Raw genomic sequence first — 21,750 nt, forward strand, 5'->3', positions numbered from 1 at the left:
AGGGGTGCCTATATCGGCTGAGATCATACCCATTGAACCTAGAACAGATAATGCTGTTTAGGGAGGCGAATAGATAATCGCTGTTTGGATAAATTTATTTATCAATACATTTTAATCAAATTAGTTAAGAATAATAACCTCTTTTTATTCGATTATAAAGTCATAATCGTAATGAAACATTTATTTATTGTTTTAACTGCTTTGGTGTTAACTTTTCAGGTTAATGCTCAAGAACAACAACAAGATTCAACACAAGTTGAAAAATTAGACGAAGTGTTGCTCTCTGCAACCCGGGCAAAAGATAAAACGCCGGTTGCCTTCTCAAATATTTCTAAAAAAGATTTAGAGTCTACTAATTTAGGTCAGGATTTACCCATTTTATTAGATCAGTTGCCATCGGTGGTAACCACTTCCGATGCCGGTGCCGGAGTTGGCTACACAGGTATTCGTGTGCGTGGTACCGATGCGACTCGCGTAAATGTAACTATAAACGGTATTCCGTACAACGATGCCGAAAGTCAGGGTACCTTCTGGGTAAATATGCCTGATTTTGTGAGTTCAGTTGAAGATATTCAGTTGCAACGTGGTGTAGGGACCAGTACCAATGGTTCAGGTGCGTTTGGAGCAAGTCTGAATTTAAAAACGCTTAACCCATCTACAGAAGGGTATGCGACCACAACTAATGTGGTTGGGTCTTACGGAACACGTAAACATAATATTAGTTTAGGTTCTGGATTGAAAAACGGATTTTATGCAGAGGGGCGATTGTCTAAAATTATGAGTGATGGATATATTGATCGTGCGTCTTCAGATTTATCGTCCTATTATGTGGAAGCTGGCTATTTAGATGAAAAAACATCCATTAAAGGTATTGTCTTTGGTGGTAAAGAAGAAACGTATCAATCATGGTATGGTACACCGGAAGCTGTTGTAAAAGGTGATGCACAAGGTATTCAGGATTTTATAGATAGAAATTATTCGTCGGAGGCAGAAGCTGAAAATTTACTGAATTCTGGGAGAACATATAACTATTACACCTACGATAACGAGATTGATCATTACGAGCAAACACATTATCAATTGCATATGTCTCATCAGTTTAATAATCATTTTTCAGCTAACCTTTCGGGGAATTATACACGCGGAAAAGGCTATTTCGAGCAATATAAAGACGGTGAAGCTGTTGGTGATTATTTTCCTAATAGTGCCAATGCTGATGAAGAAGGTGATGTGATTAGACGCCGTTGGTTAGATAATGATTTTTATGCTATTGTGTCCTCGTTCAACTATAAAAAGGATAATCTAAATTTATATTTAGGAGGTGGTTATAATAAGTATGATGGCAATCATTTTGGGGAATTAATCTGGGACTCCTTTCCTGTTTCAGTTCCAATTCGTACCGATTATTACACGAGTATTGGCGAAAAGAATGATTACAATGCCTATTTAAAAGCGGAGTATACTCTAGATTACACCTGGTTTTTATTTGCCGATGTGCAGTATAGAGGAGTGGATTATAAGTCTAACGGATTGAGTTCAGATTTGGTTCCTATTAATGTTTCAGAAACGTATAATTTCTTTAATCCTAAAGTAGGAGTAACTTATTCTATTGATAATTATAATTCGTTTTATGGGTCGTTAGCCATAGCTAACAGAGAGCCGAATCGTGATGATTTAACAAAAAATCCTGTATTGCCTCAACCGGAGCGTTTATACGATTACGAGTTTGGTTATAAGCTGAAAACTACAAACTATTACGCAACAGCCAATTTGTATTATATGGATTATAAAGACCAGTTGGTGTTGACGGGAGATTTAGATAATGTTGGAGATCCTATTCGTGAAAATGTAAAAGAGAGTTATAGAGCAGGTGTTGAGTTGCAGGCTGGTTATAAGTTTTCAGATAGGTTGCGTTTTGATGCGAATGCGACCTTTAGTCAGAATAAAATAAAAGATTTCGACTATGTAGTTTACGACACGCAATACGACCCTAATACATGGGAAACTGTCTCTTATGAAGCAGTAACCACATCTTATCAAGATACAGATATTTCATTTTCTCCAAACATTGTAGCTGGCGGAACTTTACGTTTTACACCTCTTGATAATTTAAATTTAGCTTTCATTTCTAAATATGTAGGAAAGCAATATTTAGATAATACATCAAGCGAGAGCAAAAGCATGGATGCTTATTTTGTAAATAACTTTAATGCATCGTATAAAATTCAACCAAAATGGATTAAAGAAATAGCTTTTAACCTATTGGTGAATAATATTTTTGATAACGAGTATGTGTCAAATGGATATACCTATAGCTACTATTACAGACCACAAGCCTCTACTGATAATGCAATAACAGAAAATTTCTATTATCCTCAGGCTAAAATTAATTTTCTATTAGGAATGACTTTAAGGTTCTAAGAACAGAAATTGCTATGAAAAGAAAACGTCCCGCACTCGGGGCGTTTTTTAATTGTTTGAAATATATAGGATATTCCCATCTTTTCTCACAGAGTAAAACCTTAAACTACATGGAGGAGCGTTTTCACCAAAGGCTTGTCCGGTAACTAAACTATATTTATTTTGGTCATTACAACCACAAGTTGCTTCTAATCCAGACGGTTCCAAAATGGAGCATGAACTTTGTTCATGATTTGGATCTCTAGCATCCCATGCGTAATAGTCAAAACCGGTACTTGCTATAATGATACCTCCATTCCCGTAATTTGGGATATATATCGAGTTACCTGCAAAAGGTAGTTGATCGTATTCAGGTAAGCTTAAATTGATAGAAAGATTTACATTTATATCTAGCAGAAATTTACAGTTTTCATTTTCATAATTGTTACTGCAAGAAATAAGTAAAAAAAGGCTAAAAATATATATAAGAAGCTTCATAAAATTCGCAAAATATTCTCATGCAATTTACAACAAAAAGCAAATTGAGTTAAATATTTTGTATATTTGTTACTCAATCTCGTGAAAACGGGATTTTTTTTATGCTGAAAATCGATAAACACATTTTCAGTGTTTTTAATTATAAAATGATGAAGTTATGAGTAAAGTATCGTACTATACACCGGAAGGATTAAAGAAATTAAGAGACGAGTTAAAGCAACTTAAAGATATAGAACGCCCCAAAGCATCTCAGGCTATTGCCGATGCGAGAGATAAAGGAGATTTGAGTGAGAATGCAGAATACGATGCGGCAAAAGAAGCTCAGGGTTTATTAGAAATGAAGATTTCTAAACTAGAAGAAGTATTATCTAATGCTCGTATTATTGATGAGTCGCAGTTAGATACTTCTAAGGTTTTGGTATTGTCCAAGGTGAAGATTAAAAACCAGACCAATGGTATGGAAATGGTTTACACCTTAGTAGCAGAAAGCGAAGCCAATTTAGCAGCAGGTAAAATTTCTGTGAATTCACCTATAGGTAAAGGCTTATTAGGGAAATCTGTTGGCGATGTTGCTGAAATTCAGGTGCCTAATGGTGTAATGAAATTCGATATCATTGAAATTTCGAGATAACTAAAAGATAAAATCAACGTTTAAAAAAAGATTCCTAGCTAAATTTAGTTAGGAATCTTTTATATTTACAACCTCTCATTCTTAATATTATGGCTTCAATATTTACAAAAATAGTTAACGGAGAAATTCCTTGTTATAAAATTGCAGAAACCGATGAGTTTTTAGCATTTTTAGATGTAAACCCTAATAGCTCTGGGCATACGCTTTGTATTCCTAAAAAAGAGGTTGATAAAATTTTCGATTTAGACGAAACGACTTACATCGGGTTAATGCAGTTCTCAAGAAAAGTAGCAATAGCCATCGAAAAGGCAATTCCGTGTAAACGCGTTGGAGTTTCTGTAATCGGGTTAGAAGTGCCTCACGTTCATGTACACTTAATACCATTAACAAGCATGGAAGATGCCCGTTTTATTAAAAAGGTATCCCATACAAAAGAAGACTTTGAAGCTGTAGCCGAAAAAATTAAAGCCGCATTATAGGGTGTAGTATAGAATGGCAGCTATTACAGATAGTGCTATAAATATACCTGTAATAATGACTAGCCAAGTTGCTTTTTTCAAGTGGGTTGAAGCCTGCTTAGGAGTAAATCCTCTTTTGTGGTATTCAAACACACGCTCAATATCTTGAGTCCATTTTACAGGATAAATTGGCATGTTGCATGTACTGCAATCCATTTCGTATTTAATATCTGATGTAATAGATTTATAGAAATTAGTTTCTATAAATTTTTGTTTAAATGTGAGTTTTAAACCTTCGGTACTATAACATTCCGGGCAATTATTGTTAAGGTTAACAGCTTTAATTTTGATGTATTGTTCTGCCATAGCTTAAGCGCGTTTAAGAGTTATTTGTATAGTTGTGCCTTTATCTTTTTCAGAGCGTAAAACTTTAATTTTGCCATCATGAAAGTCTTCAATAATGCGTTTGGTTAACGATAACCCCAATCCCCAGCCGCGTTTTTTTGTCGTATAGCCAGGTTCAAATATTTTATTAAAGTCTTTCTTGGCAATACCCTTTCCGGTATCAGTAACATTAACCTTTACAATACTATCAATCTGATCAATTTCAATAATTAATTTTCCTCTGCCTTTCATGGCATCAATGGCATTTTTAACCAGATTTTCAATGGTCCAACTGTAAAGTTGTGTGTTCAAATTTACTAAAATGCTTCCTTTGGGCATAATGATTTCAAAATCAATTAGTTTGGAGGCGCGCGCTTTTAAATAATCGAAAGATTCTAAGGTTTCTTTTTTAATATCTGCTAATTCTAGGGTAGGAATTGAGCCAATTTTGCTAAAGCGTTCAGTTATGGTTTGTAACCGGTCTATATCTTTTTCAATTTCAGAGATGTAACTCGGATTAACGTTTTCAGATTTTAAGATTTCTGTCCATCCAATTAAAGAAGATAAAGGCGTACCTATTTGATGCGCTGTTTCTTTAGCCATACCCGACCATAGTTTGTTTTGGGTGGCATTTTTATTACTTCGATAGAAAAAGAAAATCACAGCTCCAAATAAGAAGACTATTAGTAATAACGCCAATGGGTAATATTTAAGTTTATTTAAAAGTGGTGAATTACCATAATAAATGGTGCTGGCAATGGTGTTTCCAAGTTTTACTGGAATTGGTCGGTTTTCTTCGGCAAATTTTGCGATTAGTTTCTGTACGTATAGCGAGTCTTGAATTTTAGTTTCATCTAAATTTTTAAAACTACTTAAGCTACCATCTTCGTTAATAACCAGCATTGGGGTTGTTTCGTTGCTGCTCATAATTTTTAGTGTAAGATCGAGATTAGTAGCATCGTCCTCAGAGTTGATAAATTCGGTTTGAGCAAACGACCAATTTTCCATTTTGGTACGTTCTTCTTCTTTAAAATGCTGAAAAAACTCGTAAGTTTTCCATAAAATCAAGGAAACGATAATAAGAGAGGCTGCAATAATAACCCAGCGTAGCGTGTTACTATATTTAGTAAAAATCATACTATAATAATTAGTATCTAATATAATGCAAATCTGTTAATATTATTGTTTAAGTTGTTAGTAAATTGGTTTTTAGTTACAATTTAGATTAGTTACATTTGTTGAAACAAAACTAGATGCTGTCTATAGATCCGAAAGATATAAAAACCAGTTTGTTACATGGTTATTTGTTAAGTGCAGTAGCGCCAAGACCTATAGCTTTTGCCAGTACTATTGATGCTGATGGCCGTGCAAATTTATCGCCGTTTAGTTTTTTTAATGTATTTGGGTCGAATCCGCCAATATTGGTTTTTTCGCCATCACGACGTGTTAGGGATAATACAATAAAACATACATTAAAGAATGTTGAAGCTACTCGGGAAGTGGTTATCAACGCGGTAAATTACGATATGGTTCAGCAGATGTCTTTATCGAGTTCAGATTTTCCAGAAGGGGTAAATGAGTTTGAAAAGTCAGGTTTAACCATGTTGAAATCTGATATTGTAAAGCCATTTCGTGTAGCGGAATCTCCGGTGCAAATGGAATGTAAGGTCAACGATATTATATATTTGGGAGCTGAAGGTGGCGCTGGTAATTTAATTATCTGTGAAGTTGTAAAATTTCATATCGACGAAGACGTTTTAGATGAAAACGGTAAAGTAATTCAAGAGAAACTGGATTTGGTAGCCAGAGCTGGAGGAAGTTATTATACGAGAGCCAATAAAGGTTTTTTTGAAATCCCAAAGCCCTTAGCAACTGTTGGAATAGGAGTAGATTGTTTACCTGAAGATATAAAAAACAGCATGGTATTAACCGGTAACGATTTAGGGATGTTAGCGAATGTTGAAGCTTTACCAAGTAAGGAAGAGGTAATGACATTTGTAGCTGATTTAGGAGAGCGTTATCCTAATATAAAATCAGCCTCGCATAGAGAGAAACATAAACTGGCTCAAAATTATTTGAGTTATGGCGATGTCGATAGCGCCTGGAAAATATTATTAAGTTAGAGTAAATAGAGTATAAATCTGAATAAATAGAAATACATGGAAGTTCAAGGAAGAATTAAAATGATAGGAGAAACTCAATCTTTTGGAAGTAATGGGTTTAGAAAAAGAGAAATTGTTGTAACTACTGAAGAGCAGTACCCACAACATATTATGGTTGAGTTCGTGCAGGATAAAACTGATTTATTAAACAGTTATCAAGTTGGACAACAGGTAAAGATTAGTATTAACTTACGTGGGAGAGAGTGGGTAAACCCACAAGGAGAAACAAAATATTTCAACTCTATTCAAGGATGGCGAATTGAAGCATTACAAGCTGAAGGTTCAGGAGAAAATTTACCTCCGGTACCACCTATGGATGCTTTTGAGCCTGCAGGAAACTTAAATGAAGACGATCACGACGATTTACCGTTCTAAGACGTCATAATGAATTTAAAAAACCTCAATGTTAAATAAATGTTGAGGTTTTTTGTTTTAATACAAAGACTATGCATTTTTTAAACCAAGACTTATGGTTCCCCGATTACAGTGAAGCCAGTGCCGATGGATTATTGGCTATAGGTGGTGATCTGTCTACAGAGCGCTTGTTGTTTGCTTATGAGTCTGGTGTTTTTCCATGGTATAGTGAGGATGAACCTATTTTGTGGTGGTCACCTGATCCGCGTTTTGTGTTGTTTCCTGAAAAATTGAAGGTTTCAAAAAGTATGCGTCAGGTCCTTCGGAATAAAAAATTCACTGTTACTATTAATAAAGATTTTAAGTCAGTAATGCAGGTGTGTTCAAAAATAAAGCGTGAAGGACAAGATGATACCTGGATCACCAACGATATGATTGATGCTTATATAAAACTTAATGAATTGGGATATGCAAAGTCTGTAGAGGTGTGGCAAGACGAAGCTTTGGTTGGCGGTTTGTATGGTGTTGATTTGGGAAATGGCGTGTTTTGCGGGGAAAGTATGTTCTCAAGAGTGAGCAATGCCAGTAAAGTAGGATTTATCACTTTTATTCAGAATAGTAACTATAAATTAATAGATTGCCAGGTGCATACTAATCATCTGGAAAGTTTAGGGGCAGAAGATATTCCGAGATCTAAATTTTTAAAGTATTTGTAAAAACTTTAGTTTTTTTAAATAGATAGACTTAAGGTGTTTAAGAAAAAAAGATAATTTCTTGAGGTTAGATTGAAGCGTTCTAATCTGTATTCAACTCCGGTTTTAAATTTTAGTTGCTTTCCAAAATGCCAGCCGAGGTACACGGCAGTACGCTGATCGATTTCGGGAGCATCAGGTTTACTTAAACTTAATAACCCTTCAAAATAACATAACACATAAGGAGCTTCAACATCTTCATTATGTCCGCTAATTGGAAAATTAGCGGAAAACCTATAGCGCTGTCTAAAAATAGTTTTTGATTCTAAAATTCGTTGTTCGGTTCTAAAACGATGACCAAAGCTTACTCTGGCTTTATGTTTTTGGTATTTAAACTGCTGCATAAAGCGAAGCTCGTCACTTCCAGATTCAAAAACATCACGGTGTCTATAATAAAGTCCTACTCCAATGCGGTTTGAAGAGTTTAGAGTGAATGTTGACATGTGGAAAATATCTAACTGTTGTTGCCGAAAGCTAAATGTCTTGTTCTCGAACAAAAAATAACGAGAGCGTCCTGTGAAACTTATGTTGTAGTTGCTGGTTGCACTGTAATGTAGTACAAAGGAAGTCTCACCAAGTATTCCAGAATGATCTTGTGCTTTTATAGTATGAATAAAACAGGAGAGGCCGATATAAAGAAAAAGGTATTTTAATTTCATAAGCTTTAAACACCGGTCTTATTTTGAGTTTTTAATACCATAAAAAGAGTTTTAGCAAAGATAGGAGAACTAAATTACACTTGGTTATATCTAAAACAATTAACCTCATGATCGTTAACCATGCCAGTGGCCTGCATGTGGGCATAAATAACTGTCGAGCCAACAAACTTAAACCCTCGTTTTTTTAAATCCTTACTCAGGGTATCACTTATGGGGGTTGTTGCAGGAGCTTCTTTGTAATCTTTAATTTTGTTTTTTATAGGTGTATCCTTCACAAAACTCCAGATGTATTTACTAAAGCTTCCAAATTCATCCTGAATATCCATAAAGGCTTGGGCATTGGTTACAGTAGCTTTTACTTTAAGTTTATTTCTTATAATGCCCGCATCTTCCAGCAGGCTATCTATTTTAGATTGCTCGTAACTCGCTATCTTTTTGTAATCGAAGTTATCAAACGCTTTTCTGAAGTTTTCACGTTTTCTTAAAATGGTAATCCAACTTAGTCCGGCCTGAAAGGTTTCTAAAATTAAAAACTCAAAAAGCGTGGCGTCATCATAAACAGGAACACCCCATTCTTCATCGTGGTAGGCCTCATAAAGTGGGTCGCCAACACACCAGCCACATCTGTGTTTTTCATTCATTGTATTTTCTGTAAGGATTTATGTAAAAGTATGACAAAAATCATTTTAAATGAAGGAGTGACCATCTAATTTTGTCCCAGATAATAGCATAAACTATGAAGTCAATAATAAAAACCAGTTTAGATCGTAGTATGTCGTATGAGGCATACAGAGATTTAGTAAAACGTTTAGCCGAAGAGCATTCGACTACCGGATCCGAACAAACCGAAGGTCATAAAGATTTTACCAAACTTAATGACAGACGTATGAGACGTTGGGATAAAACGATAAAAATACCTGAGGTTTCTCAAAAGCGTATTTCTAAGTTGACTCAAGACATCACCTGGTTGGTTATTGCTGAGAGTTGGTGTGGCGATGCCGCTCATGTTTTGCCAGTACTTAAAAAGATTGCCGATGTTAATCCGCATATAACATACCGTGTGGTGCTTCGTGATGAAAATCCTGAGTTGATGGATGCCTTTTTAACCAAGGGCGCACGATCGATTCCTAAGGTTATTATTATTGACGATAATACAGGTGAAGTATTAAGTGCTTATGGCCCAAGACCAAGTGAAGCGACAACTTATGTGCAACGATTTATTGCTAAAAACGGAAAATTGACTCCTGAATTTAAAGAGGATTTACAGCATTGGTATAATAGTGACAAAGGACAAAATATTGTTAATGATGTCACCGAAATACTATGTGGATTAGAATCTAAGGTTTGCCTATAAAGTTAAAGGTAATTGTCCCAACTTGTGAAGGCTTCGAAGCGTCTTCGCTAAAAGTGGCTTCTCTGGCATATTCCAGAGCGTGTTCCTTTAGACATTGATTGTCTGAAGTCGATGAACCGTTTATAGAGGCTTCGGTAACAGTGCCTTGCGAATTTACAGTGATATTAACAACAATTTTTCCGCCTTCCTCACATAGGTAAATTGGGGTAGGCATAAAGTTGTGCGTTCTGTCTTTAAGAGAGTAGCTCATGGTACTCTTCTTGTTAACGCCTTCGCTTTTTTGCTGTTTTAGAAGCTCGCTTACTTTATTAAAGGCTGATAATTCTTCTTGTTTTATGGCTTTATCTTCCGAAAAATGCTCACCTAAAGCATTTGTGTTATCACTGTCGCCGGTATCTGTATTGGTATTGGTTTTAGGTACGTAATCTTCGGGAGGTGCTATAGTTTTATAGGCTTGAGCAAAATGCTTGCTGTTATCAGTTTCATTAAAGGCCTGATTGGTTTCCGCTTTACTACCTTGTAGTTGTTCTAAAGCTTCCAAAACTTTAATTTCTTCTTCAGTTAATTCCTCTTCAGGCTCCATTTCATAATAGCTTTCTGCTATTTGTTCGCTTTGCTGTTTTAAATGAAGATTGAATACAAAAAGGATGACGGTTCCTGTGATAAGAAGCGTAATGAGTAGGGCTTTATGTTGATCTGTTAGGCGCAAATCGAGTTGTTTTTTGGGGTAATTCTACTTGAAATATACGTAAAATTACTCAATTTGGTTGTTTAGCGAACTTATGAAGTCTTCAATGCTTACTCCTTCTTTAACATCAAAATCACCTATTTTTGTACGCCTTAACGCTGATAAATGGCCGCCGGAATTTAGCGCTTTTCCAAAATCGTGAGCTAAAGAACGAATATAGGTGCCTTTGCTACAAATCACTCTAAAATCAACTTCCAAGCCATTAATGTTAGTGATTTCAAATTCCGCGATATTAATATTTCGAGGTTTAATTTCAACATCTTCACCAGCACGGGCAAATTCATATAAACGCTTGCCGTCTTTTTTTAATGCGGAAAAAACAGGCGGGTATTGCTCAATATCTCCAATAAACTGTTTGGTGGTTTCTCTAATTAAATCTTCTGTGATATGCTCTGTCGGAAAGGTCTCGTTGATTTCAGTTTCTAAATCGTAAGAAGGCGTCGTGCTTCCTAAAACAATGGTCCCAGTGTATTCTTTTATTTGTGCTTGAAACGAATCGATTTGTTTGGTCATTTTACCTGTGCAAATCACCAATAATCCAGTGGCTAAAGGGTCTAATGTACCGGCGTGACCTACTTTAATCTTTTTTAGTTTAAAGGCTTGCTTTATTTCCCAGCGCAGTTTGTTAACCACTTGAAACGAGGTCCAGTTTAGAGGTTTGTCTATGAGTAATACTTTACCCGCTTGGAATGCTTCTAGTGAGTTCATACTAGCTGTTTAAAATTGAAAATAGAATTGCAATTAATCCAACAATAGCACAGTATACCGCAAAATAGGTGAGTTTGCTTTTTTTAACTAAAGCAATCATCCAGGTGCAGGCAAATAAACCAGCTATAAACGCTGCAATAAAACCAATAGAAAGCGATGTGAAATGTGTGCTGTCGTAAGTTAGGTCCCCACTTAAAATATCTTTGGCAATCTTTCCAAAAATTAATGGTACGACCATTAAAAATGAAAACCGTGCGGCTTTCGTTTTATCGTTACCAAGTAACACCGAAGTTGATATGGTTGCTCCCGAACGTGAAATGCCAGGAAGCATAGCAATGGCTTGAGAAATGCCTATAACAAACGCATTTGTGAAAGATACTTTTTTATTGGTGTCTTTGGCTTTGTCTGCAAAGAATAGTAACGCTGCCGTTATAATTAACATGCTACCAACTAACAGGATGTTACCGCCAAAAAGAGCTTCTAGTTGTTCTTCAAAAAATAAGCCGACAATAACAGCGGGAATCATGGAAATCACAATCTTGGCAACAAATTGTAAATCGTCATTCCATTTAAATTGTAACGCCCCTTTAATAAGTTCCAGAATGTCTTTTCTAAAAACAACAATGGTACTTAAAGCGGTAGCGAAGTGTAAAACAACTGTGAAAAGCAGACTTTCTTCCGGGACAGACTGGTCGCCTAAAATGGCTTTTCCTATTTCTAAATGTCCACTTGACGATACTGGTAAAAATTCGGTTAGCCCTTGAATAATACCAAGAATGATAGCGTTTATTATATCCATGGGGCAAAAATATTAAAATAGCGGTATAATTGGTGGTCGATAGTCGAAACTTTAAATGATTAATTAGTATTTTGTTCGATAATCAAGATTGGATTTTATTCTTAATATCATGAAAATTATTATTGCGCCCGATAAATTTAAAAATTCCTTATCTGCTTTAGGTTTTTGTGAAGCTACTGAGAGAGGTGTACTTTCTGTAACTCCTGATGCCGATATATTAAAATTACCTTTGGCTGATGGCGGTGATGGCACTATTGATATTGTTAAATACTATTTGGGAGGAGACACTGTAAAGGTAATGGTGCATAATCCTTTTTTTAAACTGATTCAAGCATCATATCTATATGCTGAAACTACTAAAACTGCCTTTATTGAAATGGCGGAAGCTTCTGGATATAAATTGCTAAAACCTGAAGAACTTAATTGTAAACAAGCAACGACATATGGTACAGGAGAATTGATTCTTGATGCTATCAATAAAGGGGCTAAAACTATTATTTTGGGTATTGGAGGCAGTGCGACCAACGATTGTGGTATTGGTATGGCTAAGGCTTTAGGGTATCGGTTTTTAGATGATTTTGATGAAGGTGTTAAGCCGATTGGTGCAAATTTAAGTCGTATAAAAACAATAGATACATCTCGTGTGCATCCTAAACTTAAAGACATTGAATTTAAAGTGGCCTGCGATGTGAGTAATCCGTTATATGGAGAACAAGGTGCCGCAAGAGTCTATGCGAAACAAAAAGGTGCGTCTAATGACGAAATTAAAATGTTGGATAGGGGGTTAGAAGATTTTGCAAAAGTGATACAAAAGACTTTTCATATTAATCCGCAAGAAGAGAAAGGAGCAGGGGCTGCTGGAGGCATGGGGATTGCTTCAAAAATATTTTTGAATGGGGATTTAAAACCAGGTGTGGAATTAATAAAAGAATTAGCCGATTTCGATAATAAACTTCAGGGTGCTAATTGGATTATTACCGGTGAAGGCTGTTTAGATGCACAAACTTTATCGGGTAAAACGATTCAAGGCGTGCTGTCTTCCGCGAAAGCGAAACAAATACAAGTTGCTGCCTTTTGTGGAGATATTAAATTGCCAGAGCAGTACATAAAAAACTTAGGAATAGATTATTCCGATAAGGTGTTAAGTTACAGTAAAACTACTGAGGACGCGATGAAAAATGCCAAACATTATGTGAGCCATATGGCTAAAGTGTTTGCTGAATTTTTACGGGAATAATTACTTTTCAGGGTTTAGTAAAATGGCATACATCTCGATGCCAAAACCTAAAAGTACCAGCATTGGTGCTAAACGAATACGACGGAAACTAAAAATATCCGGGTTAAAAACATTAGGGTCGTCACTACCACCGCCCGACATTAAAATAAAGCCTAAAGCGATACAAGCCAAACCAATAAACATGAATTTGTAGTTCTTCTTTCCGAAAATAAACTGGCTTTTATTAGCGTCTTTTTGTTTTTGTTCTCCCATAATGTATGTAAAAGTGTAACGCAAATTAACGTATTTATTTAAAACATAAACGTTAACAGGGTTATAAATTATCTAATAATATAACTCGTCGGTTTTTAAATTTAAGAAACGCTGCGTTGCAAAATGTGTGCTAATCCATGTAATCACAATACCTAAAGCAAATACAAAAGCAAATAGTAAGATCACTAAAATGGGTGCGTTAAGTAAGCCTAATTCCGGGAACATTTTGTTAACGTAAAATAAAACAATACCCATGCCTATAAGTGCAAGAACGGCACCAATAACTCCGAGGCGTACACTTTTCCAAACAAAAGGACGACGAATAAATTGTTTTGTCGCACCAACCATTTGCATGGTTTTAATAGTGAATCGTTTGGAGTATACCGACAGTCTTATAGAACTGTTAATTAATAATACCGCAATTAATGTGAAAATGCTACTCAATACCAATACCCAAAAGCTTATTTTTTTAACGTTGTCGTTCATCAAGTTTACCAAGTCGTTATCGTAAGTCACTTCGTCAACAAAGTTTTTAGATGAGGCTTCTGCAGAAATTTTTTCTAAATGTTCAGACGTTACATAATCGGCTTTAAGGTGCACATCAATAGAATTTTGTAAAGGGTTGTACCCCACAAAATCCATAAAATCTTCTCCGTTTTCAGCTTTCATAAATTCAGCCGCTTGTTCTTTCGAAACATATTCGGTAGACTTAACGTAATCTGCCATGGCCAGACTTTTTTCAAGCTGTTTGGTTTCTACATCTTTCGCCGAATCTTTCAAATAAATGGTAACAACCACCTGTTCTTTAAAATGATCGGAAACTTTTTTAGCATTAAGTACCAACAGGCCTAATAATCCTAATAAAAATAAAACCAAAGCGATGCTTAAAACCACTGAAAAGTACGATGATATAAGTCGGCGTTTTTGGTGTTTCTCGAAAGATGAACTCATATAAATGTGGGATTAACGATGTAAAAATACTAAAAGAAAAAGGAAAACTATAATTAAATTATTTGCAATACAATTCCTTATGGTATGTATAACTTATTGGAATAAGAATTGTTGTTTAGGAGCTCTGTTTTAATGAATAAAAAGTTCATTTTATAAACAGCCTGTACAATAGTGTATTAGTGATTTTTGTAGTTGTTGGCATGGTTGTTGAAAACGTCAAACTAAAATCGAAAAACAAACATTATGAAAAAGAACATTCTAATTTTAGCCTTAGTCACATTAGCTACATTTTTTAATCAAGCTCAGGCACAGCGTTATAATCAGAGGTATAGTAGTAATTCTAATTATGTATTTGGTTTAAAAGCCGGATTAAACGTATCGTCCTTTCAAGGTGGGAATGATGGGATAGCTAGAAACAGTTTATTAGGGTATCATATAGGTTTAACTGCCGAGAACAGAATAAATAGGAATTTTGCGATTCAACCCGAGTTTCTGTTTTCACGTGTTGGAGGTGAAGAGATATATTCAGATGGTCTTCAGGCACGATATTACTTAGATTATGTTTCGGTACCGGTGATGGCTAAATTCTATTTAGGTGATCAGTTGAGTTTAGATTTCGGCCCGCAATTAGGATTCTTGGTTAAAGATCGAGCTAACTACAGTGACGATTATTATGACTACGATGCTGGTGCCAATACGTTTGATTTAGGATTTAATTTTGGTTTAAGTTTAAATCTGGATCGCTACTGGTTTGCTCAGGCGCGATATAATATTGGTGTAACCAACGTTTTTAATAATCCGGATGCCCAAAATAGTGTATTCCAGTTTTCAATAGGTCGCCGATTTTAATTATTGAGTTTAGCCAATAAAAACATCTGGAAAAATGGGATATTGTCATTCTGAATTTATTTCAGAATCTACATATTAGGATTTAATTGGATTAGAATCTGAAACGAGTTCAGATTGACAGTAACTAGATGTTTTAGATCGCCTTCTTTTTTTGCGGTTTGCTTACCAGATAAACCCCAAAGGCTACTAAACCACAACTTAATATTTTAACCAGATTAATATCTTGTGCATATTGAGTTTGCATAAAAACATAAGCCATAATGCTTACCATGATAAAGCTTACTGCAGGTTGTAAATAAATATAGCTACTGGTTACCGATGGCGCCAAATGATTAAGGGCGTAAATGTTGAAAAAGTAGGCCAGAAAGGTGGTAAAGATCACCACGTATCCGATGGTTAAGTAGGTGTCTAAATCGAAACCAGCAAAGTTGGTATCCAGAAACGAATTAATACCAAACGGGAAGACATATAAAAATCCGAAAAGGAAAATCCAGCTTACCACGGTCATAGCATTGTATTTGTGCATTAACGTTTTTGCCAGTACTAGATATAGTCCATAACTACAGGCATTCAATAAAATGAATAAGTTTCCTAAAAAGGAGCTGGTTCCAACGGCTTTGTTTCCGTATAAAATCAATAAAACAGCACCAATAGCGCCTAAAGTAATGCCGAGGATTTTGTTTTTTGTGATGCGTTCTTTCAGAATAAAATAGCTAAACACCAAAACAATAACAGGCGTGGCTGTGGTAATGATAGAGGCATCAATTGGAGAGGTTAAGTTGATGCCATGAAAAAACAAACTTTGATTTAATGCGCCACCAAATAATCCACAAAGGGCCAAACGTAGAAAATCTTTCTTTTCAACTTTTTCTTTTACAAATAAGAATTTAATCAGCCAGAACAATAAAACACAACAGGCTAATCGTATAAAAACAAAGGCTGTCGGACCAATTTTATCGGGCATTATGCCTTTTGCAATAATGTAATTGGCACCATAAATAATGTTGGCTCCTAATAACGCTAAGTGTGCTTTGGTGGTGTCTTTTATCAAGGTCAGATAATTTAAGCTGCGAAATTACAAATTGTCTTTAAAAAGCAAGCTTAAAGGATTGTTATATTATTCGTGTCAAATTCAATTTTATTAATTGTGTATAAAGGCTTTCTGTTTTCTGAAGAAACCGTAAATTTGCGCTTTTAAAAAGCAGAATGACAATAGGATGAATGCCTGTTGAAAGAATAATATATAAGTAGATGAAATACGATTTCAATCAAATCGAGAAGAAGTGGCAAGAATACTGGGCCAAAAATCAAACGTTTAAGGCTGAAAATCATTCAGACAAACCTAAATATTATGTATTAGACATGTTCCCTTACCCAAGTGGTGCCGGATTACATGTTGGGCATCCGCTGGGATATATTGCTTCAGATATTTATGCGCGTTACAAGCGTCATCAAGGGTTTAATGTGTTGCATCCGCAGGGGTACGATAGTTTTGGTTTGCCGGCTGAACAGTATGCCATTCAAACAGGGCAACATCCTGCCATTACTACAGAAACGAATATCGCAACGTATCGTCGCCAGTTAGACCAAATCGGTTTTTCATTCGACTGGTCTCGTGAGGTTCGTACGTCCGATCCTAGTTATTACAAATGGACGCAGTGGATTTTCATTCAGTTATTCAATTCCTGGTATAATAACGATGCTGAGAAAGCCGAAGATATTTCAACTTTAATCAAAATTTTTGAAGCTGAAGGAAATGCAAATGTTAATGCCGTTTGTGATGATGCTGTTGAAACCTTTACAGCTGAAGAGTGGAAGGCATTTTCATCGAAAGAGCAACAGGAAATTTTATTACAATATAGATTAACCTATTTAGCAGAAACCGAAGTAAACTGGTGTCCTGCTTTAGGAACTGTATTAGCAAACGACGAGATTGTTAACGGCGTTTCTGAGCGTGGTGGTCATCCGGTTGTGAGAAAGAAAATGACACAATGGAGTATGCGAATTTCTGCGTATGCCGAGCGTTTACTTCAAGGCTTAGAAAAAATAGACTGGACCGATTCTTTAAAGGAAAGTCAGCGTAACTGGATTGGGAAATCGGTTGGTGCTGCTGTGACTTTTAATGTGAAAGATCATGATGACGTGATTGAAGTCTTTACTACACGTCCTGATACCATCTTTGGTGTGAGTTTTATGACCTTAGCGCCGGAGCATGATTTGGTGTCTAAAATTACAACACCTGAGCAAAAAGCTGAGGTTGAGGCTTATATTGAAGCAACTGCAAAACGGAGCGAGCGTGAGCGCATGGCTGATGTTAAAACTATTACCGGAGCATTCACAGGAGCATATGCTGAGCATCCGTTTACTAAAGAGCCAATTCCGGTTTGGATTGGCGATTACGTATTAGCAGGCTACGGAACCGGAGCCGTGATGTCTGTGCCATGTGGTGATCAGCGTGATTACGATTTTGCGAAGCATTTCAATATCGAGATTCCAAATATTTTTGAAGGAGCCGATATTTCGGAAGAAGCTTTTGCCGATAAAGACAAAACCATTATCGCCAATAGCGATTTCTTAAACGGACTGAACTATAAAAAAGCAACCAAGCGCGTTATATTCGAATTAGAGCAGCTAGGGCAAGGTGTTGGAAAAACCAACTACCGTTTACGTGATGCTGTATTTAGCCGTCAGCGTTATTGGGGTGAGCCGTTCCCGGTGTATTACGTCGATGGGATGCCACAAATGATTGATGCAGCCCATTTGCCAATTCAGTTGCCTGAAGTAGAAAAATATTTACCAACCGAAACAGGTGAGCCACCTTTAGGCAACGCCACTGTTTGGGCTTGGAATACTGAAACAAATGAAGTTGTTTCTAACGATTTAATTGATAATAACACAATTTTCCCATTAGAGTTAAACACCATGCCAGGTTGGGCTGGAAGTTCATGGTATTTTAACCGTTATATGGATTCAACCAATAATGAGGCTTTCGCAAGTCAGGAGGCGTTGAATTACTGGAAAGATGTCGATTTATACATCGGTGGAAGCGAGCACGCTACAGGCCACTTGTTATACGCGCGTTTCTGGCAAAAGTTCTTGTTCGATAAAGGGGTTGTACCAGTTGATGAGTTTGCTAAAAAACTGATTAATCAGGGGATGATTTTAGGGACAAGTGGATATATAAATATGGCTATTTGTGCTATTAAATTTAATACACCTGAAGGAACAGGATCTAAGTCAACAAATTATTATGTTCCAATTGATGCTGTTAATCAGAAAGGAGAATTAACGGAAGAATATAAGTCAATTCTTCGTAAAAAGAATATTCAAGATTATGAGTATTATAAAGTTTCTGAAAATGATATTATAGAAGAAACGTTTGTAGTTAATAGAACACCAGTTCACGTTGATGCAATAGATAGTTCAAATAATTTAATAATTGATGAATTTTATAAGTGGAAATATCCTAACCAAGATCTTCAAAAAATTAAAGTAATTGAATGTATTAGTTCTGATGAGGTCTTTAAAGTCGGTCGCGAAGTTGAAAAAATGTCGAAATCGAAATACAATGTGGTGAATCCAGACCAGATTTGTATCGATTACGGTGCCGATTCTTTACGTTTATACGAAATGTTCTTAGGTCCATTAGAGCAATATAAACCTTGGAATACAGCTGGTATTACTGGTGTGCACGGGTTCTTAAAGAAACTTTGGAAGCTTTATGTAGACGATAACGGCTTAAAAGTTAACGATAGCGAACCAAGTGCAGACAGTTTAAAAACGCTTCATAAAACCATAAAGAAAGTTCAGGAAGATATCGAGAACTTCTCGTTTAATACATCGGTGTCTACATTTATGATTGCGGTTAACGAATTAACAGCTCAAAAATGTTCGTCTAAAGCTGTTCTAGAGCAGTTGTTAGTATTAATTTCTCCGTATGCGCCTCATATTGCTGAGGAATTATGGAGTCAGTTAGGGCATAACGAATCGATTTCTACAGCAGCGTTCCCTAAGTTTGACAAGAGTCATTTAGTGGAGAGTAGCAAGAATTACCCAATTTCATTTAATGGTAAAATGCGTTTCACCTTAGAATTGCCGTTAGATATGAGTAAGGAAGATATCGAAAAAGCGGTATTGGCTCACGAAAAAACTCAGGAGCAATTACAAGGCAGAACGCCTAAAAAGGTGATTGTGGTTCCAGGTAAAATTGTGAATATTGTAGGTTAAATCTTTAGCTTAAAATACAAGTAATAATACGAAAGCATTGTGCATTTTTATATTGCACAATGTTTTTTTTGTATCTGTCTGTAAATAAAGGTGTTATTTGTTTGATTTTTAGTGATTTAAATTGAAGAATCTCTAATTTTAGTCTACTAAATCGATAGTATTTATTTATTTCATAATTTAATGTTAAAACGGTTAATAATAATGTATTTAAAACAGACATTTGCTGAAAATTACCAAAAGGAGTTATTTGGTGTAAATATTTTATAACTAACTTTTTAAATAAATTCAAAATGAAAATTGGTGTTCCTATAGAAATTAAAAACAATGAGAACAGAGTAGGGATGACGCCTTCAGGTGTATTCGAACTTACTAAAAGAAACCACGAGGTTTACGTGCAAAAAAATGCAGGTTTTGGTAGTGGATTTTTTGACCAAGATTATATCGATGCCGGTGCAACTATTCTGGAAACCATTGAAGAGGTTTATGAGGTAGCTGAAATGATTGTTAAGGTGAAAGAACCTATCGAGCAGGAGTACAGCTTAATTAAGAAAGATCAGGTTGTATTTACTTATTTTCATTTTGCATCAAGTGAAGCACTTACAAAAGCAATGATCGATAGTGAATCGGTTTGTATCGCTTACGAAACAGTAGAAGATGCAGACGGTTCTTTACCGTTATTAGTGCCAATGTCTGAAGTTGCTGGTAGAATGTCTATCCAACAAGGTGCTAAATATTTAGAAAAACCAATTAAAGGACGCGGAATTTTATTAGGAGGTGTTCCTGGAGTAAAGCCTGCTAATGTATTAGTATTAGGTGGTGGTATTGTAGGTATTCAAGCCGCTAAAATGGCAGCTGGTTTAGGTGCTAATGTTACTATCATGGATATTAACATGAAACAATTACGTTACATTGCTGATATCATGCCAGCTAACGTAAATACAGAATTCTCTAGTGAGTACAACATTAGAAAACACTTACCAAAAACAGACTTAGTAATTGGAGGTGTATTAATTAAAGGCGCAAAAGCACCTAAATTAATCACTAAAGATATGCTTAAAGACATGCGTCCTGGAACAGTAATCGTTGACGTTGCTGTAGACCAAGGTGGATGTTTCGAAACTACTCATGCAACAACACACCAAGACCCTACTTACATTATTGATGATGTAGTACACTATTGTGTGGCTAACATGCCAGGTGCGGTACCTTACACATCTACTGTAGCGTTAACTAACGTAACATTACCTTACGTAATTAAATTAGCTAACGAAGGATGGGAGCAAGCATGTGCTAACAGCGCGTCTTTAGCAAAAGGTTTAAATGTTGTTAAAGGAGATATCGTTTATAAAGAAATCGCTGAAGCTTTCGGTTTAGAGTTTTTAGCGTCTTAATACATTATTTTTAATAAAGCTTAAAGCGGGAGATCTAGAAATAGATGTTCCGCTTTTTTTATACCGTTATTTTAACACTTTTTTGGGTGCTGACAGAATATCATACCTATAAAATTGGCGCTATTTTTGTTATATTTAATAACATAATTAAAAAAGAAAACAATGTTTGGATATTATATATTAATTGGAGCCATCGCTTTAGTAAGTTGGCTGGTAAGTAATACATTAAAACGTAAGTTTGAGCAATACTCGAAAGTGCACTTACGAAATGGAATGACAGGAGCTCAGATTGCTGAGAAAATGTTAGCCGATCACGGTATTAGAGATGTTGAGGTGATTTCTACACCAGGACGTTTAACAGATCATTATAACCCAAAAAATAAAACGGTGAATTTAAGTGAAGCTGTATACCATCAGCGTAATGCAGCCGCAGCAGCTGTTGCAGCACATGAGTGCGGTCATGCCGTGCAACATGCTCAGGCTTACGAATGGTTGAAAATGCGTTCGGCATTGGTTCCTGTGGTTAGTGTGACTTCAGGTATGTCGCAATGGTTAGTGATTGGAGGTTTAATTCTTGGGGCAGCCGAAAGTGCTGGTATGGGATTCTATATTGCCGTGCTTGGTTTGGTATTTATGGCCGCAGCAACTTTATTTAGTTTTATTACCTTACCTGTAGAATACGATGCCAGTAATCGTGCTTTAGCTTGGCTTAAGAATAAAAACATGGTCTCTCAAGAAGAATATAAAGGTTCTGAAGATGCGTTAAAATGGGCCGCCAGAACATATCTTGTAGCTGCCATAGGTGCCTTGGCAAACTTATTATACTGGGGATTACGAGTATTAGGTGGTTCAAGAGACTAATAAAACCACAAAATAATAATAAAGCCCTGAAGATCTTCGGGGCTTTTTCGTTTCTTTACTCGATAATCGAGATTA

General features: G+C 35.9%; 23 protein-coding genes. 12 read left to right on the forward strand and 11 right to left on the reverse strand.

Translation table 11 applies throughout. The features are described 5' to 3' along the window. Positions 1-171 precede the first annotated feature (171 nt). Positions 172-2,421, forward strand: coding sequence for a TonB-dependent receptor (locus ICJ85_RS06175; RefSeq protein ID WP_188222899.1), 2,250 nt, complete (start codon positions 172-174; stop codon positions 2,419-2,421). A 48-nt stretch (positions 2,422-2,469) separates the two neighbouring features. Here ICJ85_RS06175 and ICJ85_RS06180 read toward each other — a convergent pair whose 3' ends face one another. After that, complete coding sequence (locus ICJ85_RS06180) at positions 2,470-2,898, reverse strand: Rieske (2Fe-2S) protein (RefSeq protein WP_188222900.1); 429 nt, start codon at positions 2,896-2,898, stop codon at positions 2,470-2,472. Positions 2,899-3,055: 157 nt separating this feature from the next. Here ICJ85_RS06180 and greA point away from each other — a divergent pair, with 157 nt between their 5' ends. Both greA and ICJ85_RS06190 read left to right on the forward strand, forming a co-directional pair. After that, positions 3,056-3,529 carry a transcription elongation factor GreA gene (greA, locus tag ICJ85_RS06185; RefSeq protein WP_188222901.1) on the forward strand — a complete coding sequence of 158 codons (474 nt, stop codon included), beginning with the start codon at positions 3,056-3,058 and terminating at the stop codon, positions 3,527-3,529. Between the two features lie 89 nt (positions 3,530-3,618). Next, positions 3,619-4,008, forward strand: coding sequence for an HIT family protein (locus ICJ85_RS06190; protein ID WP_188222902.1), 390 nt, complete (start codon positions 3,619-3,621; stop codon positions 4,006-4,008). Here ICJ85_RS06190 and ICJ85_RS06195 read toward each other — a convergent pair. After that, positions 4,003-4,353, reverse strand: a complete 351-nt coding sequence (locus ICJ85_RS06195; protein WP_188222903.1) for a hypothetical protein — start codon at positions 4,351-4,353, stop codon at positions 4,003-4,005. The two genes, ICJ85_RS06190 and ICJ85_RS06195, sit on opposite strands and share 6 nt — an antisense overlap. Before the next feature lie 3 nt (positions 4,354-4,356). Next, entirely contained in the window at positions 4,357-5,508 is a 1,152-nt protein-coding gene (locus ICJ85_RS06200) for a sensor histidine kinase (RefSeq protein ID WP_188222904.1), read from the reverse strand. Positions 5,509-5,624: 116 nt separating this feature from the next. On the opposite strand from ICJ85_RS06200, the gene ICJ85_RS06205 reads away from it, so the two are divergent. The 3 genes from ICJ85_RS06205 to aat all read left to right on the forward strand — a co-directional run bounded on the left by ICJ85_RS06205 (position 5,625) and on the right by aat (position 7,603). Next, positions 5,625-6,494 (forward strand): flavin reductase family protein, encoded by an 870-nt coding sequence (locus ICJ85_RS06205; RefSeq protein WP_188222905.1) that lies wholly within the window; start codon positions 5,625-5,627, stop codon positions 6,492-6,494. 36 nt (positions 6,495-6,530) lie between these two features. After that, positions 6,531-6,908, forward strand: a complete 378-nt coding sequence (locus tag ICJ85_RS06210; protein ID WP_188222906.1) for a DUF3127 domain-containing protein — start codon at positions 6,531-6,533, stop codon at positions 6,906-6,908. A 71-nt stretch (positions 6,909-6,979) separates the two neighbouring features. Further along, entirely contained in the window at positions 6,980-7,603 is a 624-nt protein-coding gene (gene aat / locus ICJ85_RS06215) for a leucyl/phenylalanyl-tRNA--protein transferase (protein WP_188222907.1), read from the forward strand. A 14-nt stretch (positions 7,604-7,617) separates the two neighbouring features. Here aat and ICJ85_RS06220 read toward each other — a convergent pair whose 3' ends face one another. Then, positions 7,618-8,298, reverse strand: a complete 681-nt coding sequence (locus tag ICJ85_RS06220) for a DUF2490 domain-containing protein (RefSeq protein WP_188222908.1) — start codon at positions 8,296-8,298, stop codon at positions 7,618-7,620. 74 nt (positions 8,299-8,372) lie between these two features. Further along, a complete protein-coding gene (locus ICJ85_RS06225; protein ID WP_188222909.1) occupies positions 8,373-8,939 on the reverse strand; it encodes a DNA-3-methyladenine glycosylase I in 567 nt (188 codons plus the stop codon). Positions 8,940-9,034: 95 nt separating this feature from the next. Here ICJ85_RS06225 and ICJ85_RS06230 point away from each other — a divergent pair, with 95 nt between their 5' ends. Further along, positions 9,035-9,652: a thioredoxin family protein gene (locus tag ICJ85_RS06230; RefSeq protein WP_188222910.1), complete on the forward strand. Its 618-nt coding sequence runs from the start codon at positions 9,035-9,037 to the stop codon at positions 9,650-9,652. Here the strand turns inward: ICJ85_RS06230 and ICJ85_RS06235 are convergent. Genes ICJ85_RS06235 through ICJ85_RS06245 form a run of 3 tightly spaced genes read right to left on the reverse strand, consistent with a single transcriptional unit; the run spans position 9,636 to position 11,907 of the window. Further along, positions 9,636-10,361 (reverse strand): energy transducer TonB family protein, encoded by a 726-nt coding sequence (locus ICJ85_RS06235; RefSeq protein WP_194420822.1) that lies wholly within the window; start codon positions 10,359-10,361, stop codon positions 9,636-9,638. The two genes, ICJ85_RS06230 and ICJ85_RS06235, sit on opposite strands and share 17 nt — an antisense overlap. A gap of 45 nt (positions 10,362-10,406) precedes the next feature. After that, the gene (gene truB / locus ICJ85_RS06240; RefSeq protein WP_188222911.1) at positions 10,407-11,108 is read right to left on the reverse strand and encodes a tRNA pseudouridine(55) synthase TruB; all 702 of its coding nucleotides are present in this window, start codon (positions 11,106-11,108) and stop codon (positions 10,407-10,409) included. A gap of 1 nt (position 11,109) precedes the next feature. Further along, positions 11,110-11,907, reverse strand: a complete 798-nt coding sequence (locus ICJ85_RS06245; protein ID WP_188222912.1) for an undecaprenyl-diphosphate phosphatase — start codon at positions 11,905-11,907, stop codon at positions 11,110-11,112. A gap of 109 nt (positions 11,908-12,016) precedes the next feature. Between ICJ85_RS06245 and ICJ85_RS06250 the strand changes: the two genes are divergently transcribed. After that, on the forward strand, positions 12,017-13,144 hold the full coding sequence (locus tag ICJ85_RS06250) for a glycerate kinase (protein ID WP_188222913.1): 1,128 nt from the start codon (positions 12,017-12,019) through the stop codon (positions 13,142-13,144). On the opposite strand, the gene ICJ85_RS06255 is transcribed toward ICJ85_RS06250, so the two are convergent. Next, complete coding sequence (locus tag ICJ85_RS06255; RefSeq protein ID WP_188214574.1) at positions 13,145-13,396, reverse strand: DUF3098 domain-containing protein; 252 nt, start codon at positions 13,394-13,396, stop codon at positions 13,145-13,147. It abuts the gene before it with no gap. Positions 13,397-13,468: 72 nt separating this feature from the next. After that, positions 13,469-14,347 carry a cell division protein FtsX gene (locus ICJ85_RS06260; protein WP_188222914.1) on the reverse strand — a complete coding sequence of 293 codons (879 nt, stop codon included), beginning with the start codon at positions 14,345-14,347 and terminating at the stop codon, positions 13,469-13,471. 243 nt (positions 14,348-14,590) lie between these two features. Between ICJ85_RS06260 and ICJ85_RS06265 the strand changes: the two genes are divergently transcribed. After that, complete coding sequence (locus tag ICJ85_RS06265) at positions 14,591-15,196, forward strand: porin family protein (protein WP_188222915.1); 606 nt, start codon at positions 14,591-14,593, stop codon at positions 15,194-15,196. 133 nt (positions 15,197-15,329) lie between these two features. On the opposite strand, the gene ICJ85_RS06270 is transcribed toward ICJ85_RS06265, so the two are convergent. After that, a complete protein-coding gene (locus tag ICJ85_RS06270) occupies positions 15,330-16,247 on the reverse strand; it encodes a DMT family transporter (protein ID WP_188222916.1) in 918 nt (305 codons plus the stop codon). Positions 16,248-16,447: 200 nt separating this feature from the next. Here ICJ85_RS06270 and ICJ85_RS06275 point away from each other — a divergent pair, with 200 nt between their 5' ends. The 3 genes from ICJ85_RS06275 to ICJ85_RS06285 all read left to right on the forward strand — a co-directional run bounded on the left by ICJ85_RS06275 (position 16,448) and on the right by ICJ85_RS06285 (position 21,675). Then, positions 16,448-19,423 carry a leucine--tRNA ligase gene (locus ICJ85_RS06275; protein ID WP_188222917.1) on the forward strand — a complete coding sequence of 992 codons (2,976 nt, stop codon included), beginning with the start codon at positions 16,448-16,450 and terminating at the stop codon, positions 19,421-19,423. Between the two features lie 290 nt (positions 19,424-19,713). Next, positions 19,714-20,814, forward strand: coding sequence for an alanine dehydrogenase (gene ald / locus ICJ85_RS06280; protein WP_188222918.1), 1,101 nt, complete (start codon positions 19,714-19,716; stop codon positions 20,812-20,814). Positions 20,815-20,976: 162 nt separating this feature from the next. After that, positions 20,977-21,675, forward strand: coding sequence for a zinc metallopeptidase (locus tag ICJ85_RS06285; protein ID WP_188222919.1), 699 nt, complete (start codon positions 20,977-20,979; stop codon positions 21,673-21,675). Positions 21,676-21,750 lie beyond the last annotated feature (75 nt).

The sequence above is a fragment of the Aestuariibaculum marinum genome, from assembly GCF_014596975.1.
Lineage (GTDB): Bacteria > Bacteroidota > Bacteroidia > Flavobacteriales > Flavobacteriaceae > Aestuariibaculum > Aestuariibaculum marinum.